The organism is Enterobacter cloacae complex sp. P14RS (assembly GCF_014895895.1).
Classification (GTDB): Bacteria; Pseudomonadota; Gammaproteobacteria; order Enterobacterales; family Enterobacteriaceae; genus Enterobacter; species Enterobacter bugandensis.
This window is the reverse complement of the sequence record NZ_JADBQM010000025.1, coordinates 22,512-35,863: the sequence shown is the minus strand read 5'-3', so window position 1 is coordinate 35,863 and position 13,352 is coordinate 22,512. Positions and strand designations below refer to the sequence as shown.

Genomic DNA, 13,352 nt, shown 5'->3' with positions numbered 1-13,352 from the left:
TGCGGAAGGAAATTATGAAGACGTTGTTTTCTGGTCGTTCAGATATGCCTTTCGCCATGCTGCTGTTGGCCCCCAGCCTGATTTTGCTGGGGGGCCTGGTGGCCTGGCCAATGATTTCCAATATTGAAATCAGTTTCTTACGCCTGCCGCTTAATCCGCGTATTGATGCGGTGTTTGTTGGCCTGGATAACTACATCCGCATTCTGGGGGATGCTGCGTTCTGGCACTCGCTGTGGATGACGTTCTGGTATACGGCGCTGGTCGTGCTCGGCAGCACCGGGCTGGGGCTTGCCGTCGCCATCTTCTTTAACCGTGAGTTTCGTCTCCGGAAGACGGCGCGTTCGCTGGTGATTTTATCCTACGTGACACCCTCTATTTCCCTGGTATTTGCCTGGAAATACATGTTCAACAACGGCTACGGCATTGTGAACTATCTGGGCGTCGATCTGCTGCATCTGTATGACCAGGCGCCGCTCTGGTTCGACAACCCTGGCAGCAGCTTCGTGCTGGTGGTGCTGTTCGCCATCTGGCGCTACTTCCCGTATGCCTTTATCTCATTCCTGGCAATTTTGCAGACCATTGATAAATCGCTGTATGAAGCGGCAGAGATGGACGGAGCCAACGCCTGGCAGCGTTTCCGTATCGTCACGTTGCCCGCCATTATGCCTGTACTGGCAACGGTGGTGACGCTGCGAACCATCTGGATGTTCTACATGTTTGCGGATGTTTATCTGCTGACCACGAAGGTCGATATTCTGGGTGTGTATCTCTATAAAACTGCCTTTGCATTCAACGATCTGGGCAAAGCAGCCGCCATTTCTGTTGTGCTGTTTGTGATCATCTTCGCCGTCATTCTGCTGACCAGAAAAAGGGTAAACCTCAATGGCAACAAATAAACGCATACTGGGCCGTATTGGTTTCTATCTGGGGCTGGCGGTATTTCTGATTATCACGCTGTTCCCGTTCTTCGTGATGCTGATGACGTCATTCAAGAGCGCGAAAGAGGCCATATCGCTGAATCCGACTATTTTGCCGCAGGCGTGGACGCTTCAGCATTACGTTGACATCTTTAACCCGCTAATTTTCCCGTTCGTGGATTACTTCCGCAACAGCATGGTGGTGTCGCTGACGTCATCGGTAATTGCGGTGTTTCTCGGCACGCTGGGCGCTTACGCCTTGTCCAAGCTGCGTTTTAAAGGACGTGCGACGATCAACGCGAGCTTCTACACCGTCTATATGTTCTCCGGGATTCTGCTGGTGGTGCCGCTGTTCAAAATCATCACCGCGCTCGGCATTTACGACACTGAACTGGCGCTGATCATCACCATGGTGACCCAGACGTTGCCTACGGCGGTATTCATGCTGCGCAGCTATTTCGACACCATTCCGGACGAAATAGAAGAGGCCGCGATGATGGATGGTCTGAACCGCCTGCAAATCATCTTCCGCATTACCGTGCCGCTGGCCATTTCCGGTCTCGTGTCGGTGTTTGTTTACTGCTTCATGGTGGCATGGAACGACTACCTGTTTGCCTCCATTTTCCTGTCCAGCGCCAGCAACTTTACCCTGCCGGTCGGGCTGAACACGCTCTTTAGTACGCCAGATTATATCTGGGGTCGCATGATGGCGGCATCGCTGGTGACGGCGCTTCCGGTGGTCATCATGTACGCACTCTCTGAACGTTTTATTAAAAGTGGTTTGACCGCCGGTGGCGTCAAGGGCTAAGGCGGCCAATTTTTTATCAGGAGCAAGTTATGAAGAAGTTAGTTGCGACAGCGCCACGCGTGGCGGCGCTGGTGGAGTATGAAGACCGTGCTGTGGAAGCACATGAAGTGAAAATTCGCGCCCGCTTTGGCGCCCCGAAGCACGGAACGGAAGTCGTGGATTTCCGCGCGGCAAGCCCGTTTATTGATGAAGAGTTCAACGCAGAGTGGCAGATGTTCACGCCGCGTGAAGAGGGCGCTGCGCGCGGTATCGAATTCGGTAAGTTCCAGCTGGGCAACATGATCGTTGGCGACATTATTGAATGCGGTGCAGACGTAACGGAATACCAGATCGGCGACAGCGTCTGCTGCTACGGCCCGCTGCAGGAGACGGTCATCGTTAACGCGGTGAACAACTATAAGCTGCGTAAAATGCCGCAGGGCGCGTCCTGGAAGAATGCCGTTTGCTACGATCCGGCGCAGTTCGCCATGAGCGGCGTGCGTGATGCCAACGTCCGTGTGGGTGACTTTGTTGTCGTGGTCGGTCTGGGAGCCATCGGACAGATTGCGATTCAGCTGGCGAAAAAAGCCGGTGCGTCAGTGGTTATCGGCGTTGATCCGATTGAACACCGCTGTGAGATCGCTCGCCGTCACGGCGCGGACCACTGCCTGAATCCAATCGGTACCGATGTCGGTCTGGAAATCAAAAAGCTGACCGGGAAGCAGGGCGCGGACGTGATCATCGAAACCAGCGGCTTTGCGGATGCGCTGCAGTCCGCGCTGCGCGGGCTCGCCTACGGCGGCACCATCTCCTACGTGGCCTTCGCCAAACCGTTTGCGGCAGGCTTCAACCTGGGCCGCGAAGCGCACTTCAACAACGCTAAGATTGTCTTCTCCCGCGCCTGCAGTGAACCGAACCCGGACTATCCGCGCTGGAGCCGCAAGCGTATCGAAGAGACCTGCTGGGAATTGCTGATGAACGGTTATCTGAACTGTGAAGATCTGATCGACCCGGTCGTGACCTTCACCACCAGCCCGGAAAGCTATATGAAGTATGTCGATCAGCATCCGGAACTCAGTATCAAAATGGGCGTCACTTTTTAAGCTAAGGACAGCAAATCATGAAGATCGCAACACAAAACCAGGCCTTTTTCCCGACCAACATCATGGAAAAATTCGAGTACATCAAAGCGATGGGTTTTGATGGCTACGAAATTGACGGCCGTCTGCTGGTGGAAAATCTCGACGAAGTGAAAGCCGCTATCAAAGCCACGGGCCTGCCGGTGACGACAGCATGTGGCGGGTACGATGGCTGGATCGGTGATTTCATCGAAGAACGCCGTCTGAACGGATTACAGCAGATCGAACGCATTCTGGAAGCGCTGGCGGAAGTCGGCGGAAAGGGCATTATCGTGCCTGCGGCCTGGGGTATGTTTACCTTCCGTCTGCCGCCAATGACCTCTCCACGCAGCCTGGACGGTGACCGCAAAGCCGTAAGCGCCTCGCTGCGCTGGCTGGATGAGGTGGCCGCGCGCACCGGCACCACCGTCTACCTGGAGCCGCTGAACCGCTACCAGGATCATATGATCAACACCCTGGCAGACGCGCGTCGTTATATCGAAGAGAACGGCCTGAAGCACGTGCAGATCATCGGTGATTTCTATCACATGAACATTGAAGAAGACTCACTGACGGACGCGCTGCATCAGAACCGCGATCTGCTGGGTCATGTTCACATTGCAGATAACCACCGCTATCAGCCGGGCAGCGGCAGCCTCGATTTCGCCAGCCTGTTCGATCAGCTGCGTACCGATAACTATCAGGGATACGTGGTGTATGAATGCCGTGTTCGCGCCGAGGATCCGGCTAAGGCTTATCAGGACTCTCTCACTTATTTGCGTGAATGCTAAGGATGACGAGCGTGATGAGTGCTTCTACACCTTCGCCTCTGCGCGTCGCCATTATTGGCGCCGGGCAGGTCGCGGACAAAGTGCATGCCTCGTATTACGCCACGCGCAGTGATGTTCAAATGGTGGCTGTCATGGACAGCCGCCTTGAGCAGGCACAGGCGTTCGCGGAACGTTATGCTATTCCATCGGCATGGCAGGACGCTCACGAGATGTTGCAGGCAGTAAAACCGGATGTGGTGAGCGTCTGTTCGCCCAACCGGTTCCATTTTGAACATGTGATGGCGGCGCTCGAGGCGGGTTGCCATGTGATGTGTGAAAAGCCCCCGGCGATGACGCCGCAGCAGGCTGATGAGATGCGCATCGCGGCGCGCAAGGCAGGAAAAGTCCTGGCCTATGATTTTCACCATCGCTTTGCCCTGGATACCCAACTCCTGCGCGATGCGGTAATGAACGGAACGCTTGGTGAAATTTACTTTACCTCAGCGCAGGCGCTGCGTCGCTGCGGTGTGCCGGGGTGGGGCGTTTTTACCAACAAATCGCTACAGGGCGGTGGACCGCTGATTGATATCGGCATTCATATGCTCGACGCCGCAATGTATGTCCTGGGTTTCCCGGCGGTAAAACGGGTGACTGCGCACAGCTTCCAGAGGCTGGGAAACCGTAAAAGCACCGGTCAGTTTGGCGAGTGGGATCCTGCGCAATTTACCGTGGAAGATGCGCTGTTTGGCACGATTGAATTCTGCAACGGCGGCATTTTGCGTCTGGACACCTCCTTTGCGCTTAACATTCGCGAGCAGTCGATAATGAACGTCTCTTTCTGCGGTGAAAAGGCGGGGGCAACGCTGTTCCCGGCGCACATCTACAACGACGAAGCCGGTGTTTTAGAAACCCTTACCCAGCGCGAAGAGGCGGACGATCAGCGCCATCTGCGCAGCATGGATGCCTTTGTACGTCACGTGCTGGGAGAGCCCGTGATGATTGCCGATGCAGAACAGGGACTGGTAATTCAGCAGCTTGTTGGCGCGCTTTATGAATCCGCAGAAACAGGGGAAAGCGTAACACTATGCTGAACGTCTCTGTATTAACCGATCCGGGCTTTTGTCCACACAGCCTGAATAAATACGCCTCCATCATGGCATGCGGCAATGGCTACATGGGCATTCGCGCCGCGCATGAAGAAGAGTACACCCAGCAGACCAGAGGCATGTATCTCGCTGGGCTGTATCATCGCGCGGGGCGCAACGAGACCACCGAGCTGGTCAATCTGCCGGATATCACCGGTATTGATGTAGAGCTGGACGGCGTCAATTTCACCCTCCTTGCCGGGGAAATTCTTGAGTGGCAGCGCGAGCTGGCATTCGCTAACGGCGAACTGCATCGTAACGTTGTCTGGCGTTCGCCCGACGGCAAGCGCTATCGGCTGGAGAGCCGTCGTTTTGTATCGCTGGACCAGCTGCCTTTAGTGGCTATGCAGCTCGCGATCACGCCCCTTGATGGCGCCACGCAGGCGGTGCTGAAAACCGGCATTGATGCGACGCAAACGAACAGCGGCAGACAACATCTGGATGAAATCTCGGTCAGGGTCTTTGACCAGCACTACATGCAGGGCGTGTATGAAACGCAGGATCGGGCGTCTGAAGTTGTTGTTTCGGCGTTTTGCCAACTCTCCTCGAAAAGTGACAGCTGTTTCACCGCCAAAAATCGGCATCTCAGCGTACATCATTCACTGACCATTGCTCAGGGTGACACTGTCACGCTTGAAAAGATCGTCTGGGTGACACATCGCAGCGATAAAGCGCTGTCACAGGAGTCTTTTGCGCGCAACGCGCTGGCCGATCTCAAAGTTTCTGCCGCAAGAGGTTACGACGCATTGCTTGAAAGCTCAGCGTATGCCTGGAAAGAGGTCTGGCGTGATGCCCGTGTGGAAGTGACTTCCGCGGAGCAACAGGATCAGCAGGCGCTGGATTACGCCGTCTGGCATCTGACCACCATGACGCCTGCCCATGATGAGCGAAGCAGTATCGCCGCGAAAGGGCTGACGGGGGAGGGTTACAAGGGCCACGTCTTCTGGGATACCGAAATTTTCCTGCTGCCTTTCCATCTATTTACCCGCCCGCAGGTTGCCCGCAGCCTGCTGCGCTATCGCTGGCTTAATCTGGCTGGCGCACGGGAAAAAGCCCGTCGTAACGGCTGGCCGGGCGCGTTGTTCCCATGGGAAAGCGCCGCAAGCGGAGAGGAAGAGACGCCGGAGTTCGCGGCAATCAACATCCGCACCGGGGTACGCCAGAAGGTGGCTTCCGCACTTGCTGAGCATCACATCGTGGCTGATATTGCCTGGGCCGTCGTTGCGTACTGGCAGGCGACGCATGATGACGCCTTTATGCGTAACGAAGGCCTGACGCTGCTGATGGAAACGGCTTTGTTCTGGATGGGACGCGCAACGGACGTCAATGGTCGTCTGGAAATCCATGATGTGATCGGACCGGACGAATACACCGAGCACGTGAACAACAACGCTTACACCAACTATCTGGCCTGGCACAACGTTGCCTGCGCGCGCCAGTTTATGGCGATGTTTGGGCATGAGGATGAGCGTTTTACGGAGAATGCCGCGCAGTTCCTGGCGCGCTTATGGCTACCGGAGGCCGATGCAGACGGTGTGATCCCGCAGGATGATACCTTCATGGCAAAACCTGCCATCGATCTGAGCCGCTACAAAGCCAAAGCGGGTAAACAGACGATTCTGCTCGATTATTCCCGCGCGGAAGTGAACGAGATGCAGATCCTTAAGCAGGCCGATGTGGTGATGCTTAACTACCTGCTGCCAGAACGGTTTACGCCACAGCAATGCGCCGCCAATCTGGCGTTCTATGAGCCACGCACGATCCATGATTCGTCCCTGAGCAAGGCCATTCACGGGATTGTGCTCGCGCGCTGCGGTGACACGCAGGGGGCCTATGCCTTCTGGCGCGATGGCATCGCCATTGATTTGGGCGACGATCCGCACAGCAGCGATGAGGGCATTCATGCTGCGGCAACCGGTGCGATCTGGTCTGGCGCAATTCAGGGATTTGCTGGCCTGCAAATCATTGAAGGGGAACTGCATCTCGCGCCAAAACTGCCTGCTCACTGGCAGAAACTCGCTTTCCCGCTGCGGTGGCGGAACGCAGCAATGCACTTCACGTATGAAAACGAGGTGTTAACCATTGAAACCACGGCGCCTGCCACGCTGACACTGTGGGGCAAAACGCTACATATCCCGGAGCGAGAAGTCTTCGCGTATAAGGATTTTCTTGCTTCCGTGAATGGGACCGCTACCACGGAGGGGCAACATGACGCTTAAGGCTGTTGTATTCGATTTGGACGGTGTGATCACCGATACCGCGCATCTTCACTTTCTGGCCTGGCGTGCCGTGGCGGAGGAAATTGGCATTACCTTCGACGAAGTGTTTAACGAACAGCTCAAGGGAATAAGCCGCATGGATTCCCTCCAGCGCATTCTGAAGCACGGCGGAAAAGAGGGGATGTTTAGTGAGGAGCAGTGCCTGGCGCTTGCGACGAAAAAAAATGCGCTTTACGTCCAGTCGCTGGCATCACTGACGCAGGATTCTCTGCTGCCGGGGATCCGCGACGTGCTGGCGGAGATCCGTGCCGCGAAGGTCAAGATTGGGCTGGCATCCGTATCGCTCAATGCCCCAGGGATTTTGCACGCGCTGGGCATTCATCAGGCCTTCGATTTTTGCGCTGATGCTTCCCGCATTTGCCGTTCAAAGCCGGACCCGGAGATCTTCCTTGCGGCCTGTGCGGGGCTGAACGTGCGTCCTGAAGAGGCGATTGGCATTGAAGATGCCGCTGCGGGTGTTGAAGCAATCAACGCCGCAGGAATGCTGTCGGTCGGGATTGGGCCTGGCCTTAACCATGCGGGATTACAACTTCATTCAACGCGGGAACTGACCTGGAAATGCCTGACAGAATTCTGGGCGTCCCGGGCGTATTGATAAGGAATAAATTATGGCTCAACTTTCTCTGAAACATATTCAGAAAATCTATGATAACCAGGTCCATGTGGTTAAGGATTTCAACCTCGAAATTGAAGACAAAGAGTTTATTGTTTTCGTCGGTCCGTCGGGCTGCGGCAAATCCACGACGCTGCGAATGATTGCCGGTCTTGAGGAGATCAGCGCGGGTGAACTGATTATCGACGGCGTGTGCATGAATGACGTGCCTGCCAAATCGCGTGATATCGCAATGGTATTCCAGAACTATGCGCTTTATCCGCATATGACGGTCTACGACAACATGGCGTTTGGCCTGAAAATGCAAAAAATAGCGCCCGCGGTGATTGAAGAACGCGTGAACTGGGCGGCGCAGATTTTAGGGTTACGCGAATACCTGAAGCGTAAACCTGGCGCTTTATCGGGTGGTCAGCGCCAGCGTGTGGCGCTGGGCAGGGCGATCGTGCGCGAAGCGGGCGTCTTCCTGATGGATGAGCCGTTATCCAACCTTGATGCCAAGCTTCGCGTGCAGATGCGTGCCGAAATCAGCAAGCTTCACCAGAAGCTTAACACCACCATGATCTATGTTACGCACGACCAGACGGAAGCCATGACGATGGCGACTCGCATCGTGATCCTGAAAGACGGCATCATTCAGCAGGTGGGTGCGCCGAAGCAGGTATACAACGAGCCGGCCAATATGTTTGTCGCAGGGTTCATTGGCTCTCCGGCAATGAACTTCATTCGTGGCGCTATCGACGATCGCTATTTCGTAACGGAAACGCTGCGTCTGGAGATCCCTGAGGACAAGCTGGCCGAGTTGAATGCGCAAGGTTACCAGCGTAAAGCGGTCGTCTTCGGGATTCGTCCGGAAGACATTCTTACCCTGCAGAGCAGCGGAGAAGATATTGCGGCGAAAGTCAGCGTCGCTGAGCTTACCGGTGCCGAATTTATGCTTTATGCCACCGTGGGCGGACATGAACTGGTTGTCCGCGCAGGCGCGGCCAATGACTACGTAGCCGGAGATACTATCGGCATTCAGTTCGATATGAATAAGTGCCATTTCTTCGACGCCGATACCGAAGCGGCTATTAGATAAGAAAGGTGTTTGCCGGAAATGCAAATTTCCGGTTTTTTTTGTTTGTTAATTATAAAGGGAATATTTTATGAGTACTCTACTAAGAAGTGCTGCGCTCGTTCTGTGCGCAGGGGTTAGCTGCGCGCAAGCAACAGAATCCGCAAAGCAGTGGGCGTTTAATATCGGTGCCATGTATGAAATTGAAAACGTCGAAGGTCAGAGCGACGATAAAGATGGATTATATGAACCCTCCGTATGGTTTAATGCAACATGGGATGCCTGGACAATCTCTCTGGCAATGTATCAGGAAGGGCCGGTTGATTATAGCAGCATGACGCGTGGCACCTATTTCGATCGCCCGGAATTTGAATTGCGCTATCGCTTTATCGGCACCGATGATTTTACGTTCGGTCTGACCGGTGGCTTCCGCAATTATGGTTATCACTTTAAAGATGAACACGGTGCCAAAGACGGCAGCGCTAATATGCAGCGCTATAAAGTTCAGCCTGACTGGGATATTAAATTAACCGACGACTGGCGCTTTGGCGGCTGGTTTGCCATGTATCAGTTTGCCAACGATCTGGAAAAAACCGGTTATTCTGACAGCCGCGTCGAGACCGAAACCGGTTTTACCTGGACCATCAACGAAACGTTCTCTGCGAAAGTAAATTATTATTTAGAGCGCGGCTTCAATATGGACAGCTCACGTAATAACGGCGAGTTTTCTACCCAGGAAATTCGTGCCTACCTGCCGATTTCGTTAGGCCAGACGACGTTAACGCCTTATACCCGTCTGGGGCTCGATCGCTGGTCAAACTGGGACTGGCAGGACGATCCGACGCGTGAAGGACATGATTTCAACCGTCTGGGTATGCTGTACGCCTATGATTTTAACAACGGTTTATCCATGACGCTGGAATATGCCTACGAATGGGAAAACCATGACGAAGGTGAGAGCGATCGCTTCCACTACGCGGGTGTCGGCGTGAACTACGCGTTCTGATCATGATTTACCAGGGGCGAATGCCCCTGGTTATTAGCGCAAGGACGCCGCATCCGAAAAATGGGTATCAACCAAAATCTTATGCGGCGCAGGTTTACCCGCAATACGCTTAAACAACACGTTGCAGCTCTCTTCGCCGAGCTTTCTCGTCGGAATATCAAACCCGCCTGGCGCAGGGGTTAAAACGAGAGACAGCATCGGATCGCTGTAGCCTGCCATAGCAACCTGCTCGGGAACCATCAGATTTAACTCATCCGCAGCACGATAAAGACCCAACAATTTCATACTGTCAGTAGCAAAAACGGCATTGGGCGGGTTGTCAGACGAGAGTAATTTGCAGGCTGCCTGGAGCGCGCTTTCATGGGTATATCCGCCATCAATGACCCAGTCCGGGTTAATGGCGATACCCTGCTTCTCAAGGCTGGATTTATAACCCGCAAGGCGATCGATAGAAACGTGATAATCGAGCGGGGCATGCAGACAGGCAATTTTTGTTCGCCCATGTTTAATAAACGAATCGACCAGAATAGCGCTGTCGTGAAAATTGTCCGTATCAACAGAATAAATATTCTGGAACTTACCTTCTACTTTTCCAATAACCACCACGGGCACACCGTATTCGTCCAGCGTGGTGAAAAAAGATTCGTTTGCGGGTGAACTCAGCATGATGATCCCTTTGATCATCTTCTGCTTTATTTTTCCCACGCACTTCTGCAGATCGTCCTCACTGCTTTTCGAGGTTTGTAAAATAACGTCAAACCCTTCCTCTTCCGCTTTTGCCGTAATGGCGTGAAGAACATCGGAGAAAAAAGGGTTACCGGCAGTAGTTTTGGTCGAGCGGGTCGAAATAACCATAATGGCATCAAAGCCAGAAGAGGTCAGGGCGCGGGCCAGTTTGTTGGGCTGATAATTTAATTCGTCTATCGCCTTAAGCACTTTGTCACGCGCTTCAGGGGAAATATTCGTTTGTTTATTCAGAACGCGGGAAACGGTTGATTTCGATACGCCCGCAACCCGTGCGATATCATAGATGGTGGGTGACATACACCTTACTCACTCCGGACTGACAGCAATGTCGTTCATCTTACTGGAGAGAAAACGGCAATAGCAATAAATAAGAATTGATAATCAACGATCTGCCCCCATTTATTGTATTCTGAAGCCATACATTCCTGGCTTCCGGGCAATGAAGGATGGCGATGAAGCGATTTAAGAACGAACTCAATTCACTGGTGAACCGCGGCGTTGATCGACATCTGCGTCTGGCCGTTACCGGCCTGAGCCGCAGCGGTAAGACGGCGTTCATCACCGCGATGGTAAACCAGTTGCTGAATCTGCACGCCGGCGCGCGGCTGCCGTTGCTCAGCGCCGTGCGCGAAGAGCGTCTGCTGGGCGTTAAGCGCGTCCCTCAGCGTGATTTTGGCATACCGCGTTTTACCTACGACGAAGGGCTGGCGCAGCTTTACGGCGATCCGCCCGCGTGGCCGACGCCAACGCGAGGCGTCAGTGAAATTCGCCTTGCGCTGCGCTTTCGTTCTAATGAATCGCTGATACGTCACTTTAAGGATACCTCAACCCTGTATCTGGAAATCGTCGATTATCCCGGCGAATGGCTGCTCGACCTGCCGATGTTGGCGCAGGACTACCTCAGCTGGTCCCGCCAGATGACGGGCTTGTTGCAAGGGCAACGCGCAGAGTGGTCAACGAAATGGCGACAGCTGTGCGAGGGCCTTGATCCGCTGGCGCCTGCGGACGAAAACCGTCTGGCGACCATTGCTGAAGCCTGGACGGACTATCTGCATCAGTGCAAACAGGAAGGGCTGCACTTCATCCAGCCGGGCCGTTTTGTCTTGCCGGGTGATTTAGCAGGCGCGCCCGCGCTGCAGTTCTTCCCGTGGCCGGATGTGGACGGCGCAGGCGAGTCGAAGCTGGCACAGGCCGACAAACACACGAATGCCGGCATGCTGCGCGAGCGTTACAATTACTACTGCGAAAAGGTGGTCAAAGGTTTTTATAAAAACCACTTTTTACGTTTCGACCGCCAGATTGTGCTGGTGGATTGCCTGCAGCCGCTCAACAGCGGGCCGCAGGCATTTAACGATATGCGCCTCGCGCTGACGCAGCTGATGCAGAGTTTCCACTACGGGCAGCGGACGCTGTTTCGTCGTCTGTTCTCACCGGTGATCGACAAGCTACTGTTTGCGGCCACAAAAGCCGATCACGTTACGGTCGATCAGCATGCCAACATGGTTTCTCTGCTGCAGCAGCTGGTGCAGGACGCCTGGCAAAACGCCGCGTTTGAAGGCATCAGTATGGATTGTCTTGGGCTCGCATCGGTGCAGGCGACCCAAAGCGGCCTGATTGACCTTAACGGCGAGAAAATACCAGCATTACGCGGGAATCGACTCAGTGACGGCGAGCCGCTTACCGTCTATCCCGGCGAAGTCCCCGCGCGGCTGCCGGGTCAGGCCTTCTGGCAGAGTCAGGGCTTCCAGTTTGAAGCCTTCCGCCCTCAGACCATGAGCGTCGATCGGCCGTTACCGCACATCCGTCTGGATGCGGCGCTGGAGTTTTTGATTGGAGATAAATTGCGATGACGGAACCGTTAAAACCGCGCATAGACTTTACCGGAACGCTTGAGCCCGAGCGTCAGGACGCCTTTAAAACGGCCCAGACGTTCAGCGGCGCGCAGGCGGAGAACTTTGCCCCGGCGCTGCCGGACGATCCCGCCGTCGAGGAAGGTCCGGCGGAGGCGGCCGTGGAAGCCGCTCTGCGTCCTAAACGCAGCCTGTGGCGCAAGATGGTCACCGCCGGTCTGGCGCTGTTTGGCGTCAGCGTGGTCGGGCAGGGCGTCCAGTGGGCGATGAACGCCTGGCAAACCCAGGACTGGGTTGCGCTGGGCGGATGTGCCGCGGGCGCGCTCATCGTGGGGGCGGGTGTCGGGTCGGTTGCCACCGAGTGGCGCCGCCTCTGGCGTTTGCGACAGCGCGCGCACGAGCGCGATGAAGCGCGGGATCTCCTCCACAGCCACGGCACCGGCAAAGGCCGTGCCTTCTGTGAAAAACTGGCCAGCCAGGCCGGTATCGATCAGTCGCATCCGGCGCTCCAGCGCTGGTACGCCGCCATCCATGAAACCCAGAACGACCGGGAGGTGGTCACGCTCTATTCCCATATGGTTCAGCCGGTGCTGGATGCCCAGGCGCGGCGTGAGATTAGCCGCTCGGCGGCGGAATCCACGCTGATGATTGCCGTCAGCCCGCTGGCGCTGGTGGATATGGCCTTTATCGCCTGGCGTAACCTGCGCCTCATCAACCGTATCGCGAACCTTTACGGCATAGAGCTGGGTTACTACAGCCGGCTCAGGCTGTTCAAACTGGTCCTGCTCAATATCGCGTTTGCGGGCGCGAGCGAGCTGGTGCGCGAAGTAGGAATGGACTGGATGTCGCAGGATCTGGCGGCGCGTCTTTCAGCCCGTGCAGCTCAGGGCATTGGCGCGGGCTTGCTGACGGCGCGTTTGGGTATCAAAGCGATGGAGGTGTGCCGTCCGCTGCCGTGGATTGATGGCGATAAGCCGCGGCTGGGGGATTTCAGGCGTGAACTGATCGGTCAGCTGAAAGAAACGCTCAATAAAAAACCGTCTCCTTAAGGTGTTGTTCACTAATC

Annotated in this window: 12 protein-coding genes; 11 read left to right on the top strand and 1 reads right to left on the bottom strand. The window is 55.1% G+C overall.

All coding sequences use genetic code 11. The features are described from left to right. The first annotated feature begins 14 nt into the window (after nucleotides 1–14). The 9 genes from IM295_RS19850 (at nucleotide 15) to IM295_RS19810 (ending at nucleotide 9,689) form a co-directional block, all read left to right on the top strand. A complete protein-coding gene (locus IM295_RS19850) occupies nucleotides 15–896 on the top strand; it encodes a carbohydrate ABC transporter permease (protein WP_028013373.1) in 882 nt (293 codons plus the stop codon). Further along, nucleotides 883–1,725, top strand: coding sequence for a carbohydrate ABC transporter permease (locus IM295_RS19845; RefSeq protein ID WP_028013372.1), 843 nt, complete (start codon nucleotides 883–885; stop codon nucleotides 1,723–1,725). The genes IM295_RS19850 and IM295_RS19845 overlap by 14 nt, the downstream gene beginning before the upstream one ends. Before the next feature lie 29 nt (nucleotides 1,726–1,754). After that, nucleotides 1,755–2,807 carry a zinc-binding alcohol dehydrogenase gene (locus tag IM295_RS19840; protein WP_041909681.1) on the top strand — a complete coding sequence of 351 codons (1,053 nt, stop codon included), beginning with the start codon at nucleotides 1,755–1,757 and terminating at the stop codon, nucleotides 2,805–2,807. Nucleotides 2,808–2,824: 17 nt separating this feature from the next. Further along, entirely contained in the window at nucleotides 2,825–3,613 is a 789-nt protein-coding gene (locus IM295_RS19835) for a sugar phosphate isomerase/epimerase (RefSeq protein ID WP_063437894.1), read from the top strand. 11 nt (nucleotides 3,614–3,624) lie between these two features. Next, entirely contained in the window at nucleotides 3,625–4,683 is a 1,059-nt protein-coding gene (locus IM295_RS19830) for a Gfo/Idh/MocA family protein (protein ID WP_192971160.1), read from the top strand. Continuing rightward, nucleotides 4,677–6,956, top strand: a complete 2,280-nt coding sequence (locus IM295_RS19825) for a glycoside hydrolase family 65 protein (protein ID WP_193067233.1) — start codon at nucleotides 4,677–4,679, stop codon at nucleotides 6,954–6,956. The genes IM295_RS19830 and IM295_RS19825 overlap by 7 nt, the downstream gene beginning before the upstream one ends. Further along, nucleotides 6,946–7,611 carry a beta-phosphoglucomutase gene (pgmB, locus tag IM295_RS19820; RefSeq protein ID WP_048956152.1) on the top strand — a complete coding sequence of 222 codons (666 nt, stop codon included), beginning with the start codon at nucleotides 6,946–6,948 and terminating at the stop codon, nucleotides 7,609–7,611. Before IM295_RS19825 ends, pgmB begins: the two co-directional genes overlap by 11 nt. A gap of 13 nt (nucleotides 7,612–7,624) precedes the next feature. Then, nucleotides 7,625–8,707 carry an ABC transporter ATP-binding protein gene (locus tag IM295_RS19815; RefSeq protein ID WP_041909689.1) on the top strand — a complete coding sequence of 361 codons (1,083 nt, stop codon included), beginning with the start codon at nucleotides 7,625–7,627 and terminating at the stop codon, nucleotides 8,705–8,707. A gap of 67 nt (nucleotides 8,708–8,774) precedes the next feature. Next, nucleotides 8,775–9,689 (top strand): OmpG family monomeric porin, encoded by a 915-nt coding sequence (locus IM295_RS19810; RefSeq protein ID WP_048959131.1) that lies wholly within the window; start codon nucleotides 8,775–8,777, stop codon nucleotides 9,687–9,689. Between the two features lie 33 nt (nucleotides 9,690–9,722). Here IM295_RS19810 and IM295_RS19805 read toward each other — a convergent pair whose 3' ends face one another. Continuing rightward, nucleotides 9,723–10,733, bottom strand: a complete 1,011-nt coding sequence (locus IM295_RS19805; protein WP_045260647.1) for a LacI family DNA-binding transcriptional regulator — start codon at nucleotides 10,731–10,733, stop codon at nucleotides 9,723–9,725. A 155-nt stretch (nucleotides 10,734–10,888) separates the two neighbouring features. Here IM295_RS19805 and IM295_RS19800 point away from each other — a divergent pair, with 155 nt between their 5' ends. Together IM295_RS19800 and IM295_RS19795 are read left to right on the top strand one after the other, a co-directional pair. Beyond that, the gene (locus tag IM295_RS19800) at nucleotides 10,889–12,286 is read left to right on the top strand and encodes a YcjX family protein (RefSeq protein ID WP_045260646.1); all 1,398 of its coding nucleotides are present in this window, start codon (nucleotides 10,889–10,891) and stop codon (nucleotides 12,284–12,286) included. Further along, nucleotides 12,283–13,335, top strand: a complete 1,053-nt coding sequence (locus IM295_RS19795) for a YcjF family protein (RefSeq protein WP_193067232.1) — start codon at nucleotides 12,283–12,285, stop codon at nucleotides 13,333–13,335. Before IM295_RS19800 ends, IM295_RS19795 begins: the two co-directional genes overlap by 4 nt. The last annotated feature ends 17 nt before the right edge of the window (nucleotides 13,336–13,352 follow it).

What these genes read in the sequence shown, in the direction of transcription:
- IM295_RS19850 (WP_028013373.1), top strand. Translation starts at nt 15, where the DNA reads ATGAAGACGTTGTTTTCTGGTCGTTCAGATATGCCTTTCGCCATGCTG.
- IM295_RS19845 (WP_028013372.1), top strand. Translation starts at nt 883, where the DNA reads ATGGCAACAAATAAACGCATACTGGGCCGTATTGGTTTCTATCTGGGG.
- IM295_RS19840 (WP_041909681.1), top strand. Translation starts at nt 1,755, where the DNA reads ATGAAGAAGTTAGTTGCGACAGCGCCACGCGTGGCGGCGCTGGTGGAG.
- IM295_RS19835 (WP_063437894.1), top strand. Translation starts at nt 2,825, where the DNA reads ATGAAGATCGCAACACAAAACCAGGCCTTTTTCCCGACCAACATCATG.
- IM295_RS19825 (WP_193067233.1), top strand. Translation starts at nt 4,677, where the DNA reads ATGCTGAACGTCTCTGTATTAACCGATCCGGGCTTTTGTCCACACAGC.
- pgmB (WP_048956152.1), top strand. Translation starts at nt 6,946, where the DNA reads ATGACGCTTAAGGCTGTTGTATTCGATTTGGACGGTGTGATCACCGAT.
- IM295_RS19815 (WP_041909689.1), top strand. Translation starts at nt 7,625, where the DNA reads ATGGCTCAACTTTCTCTGAAACATATTCAGAAAATCTATGATAACCAG.
- IM295_RS19810 (WP_048959131.1), top strand. Translation starts at nt 8,775, where the DNA reads ATGAGTACTCTACTAAGAAGTGCTGCGCTCGTTCTGTGCGCAGGGGTT.
- IM295_RS19805 (WP_045260647.1), bottom strand. Translation starts at nt 10,733, where the DNA reads ATGTCACCCACCATCTATGATATCGCACGGGTTGCGGGCGTATCGAAA.
- IM295_RS19800 (WP_045260646.1), top strand. Translation starts at nt 10,889, where the DNA reads ATGAAGCGATTTAAGAACGAACTCAATTCACTGGTGAACCGCGGCGTT.
- IM295_RS19795 (WP_193067232.1), top strand. Translation starts at nt 12,283, where the DNA reads ATGACGGAACCGTTAAAACCGCGCATAGACTTTACCGGAACGCTTGAG.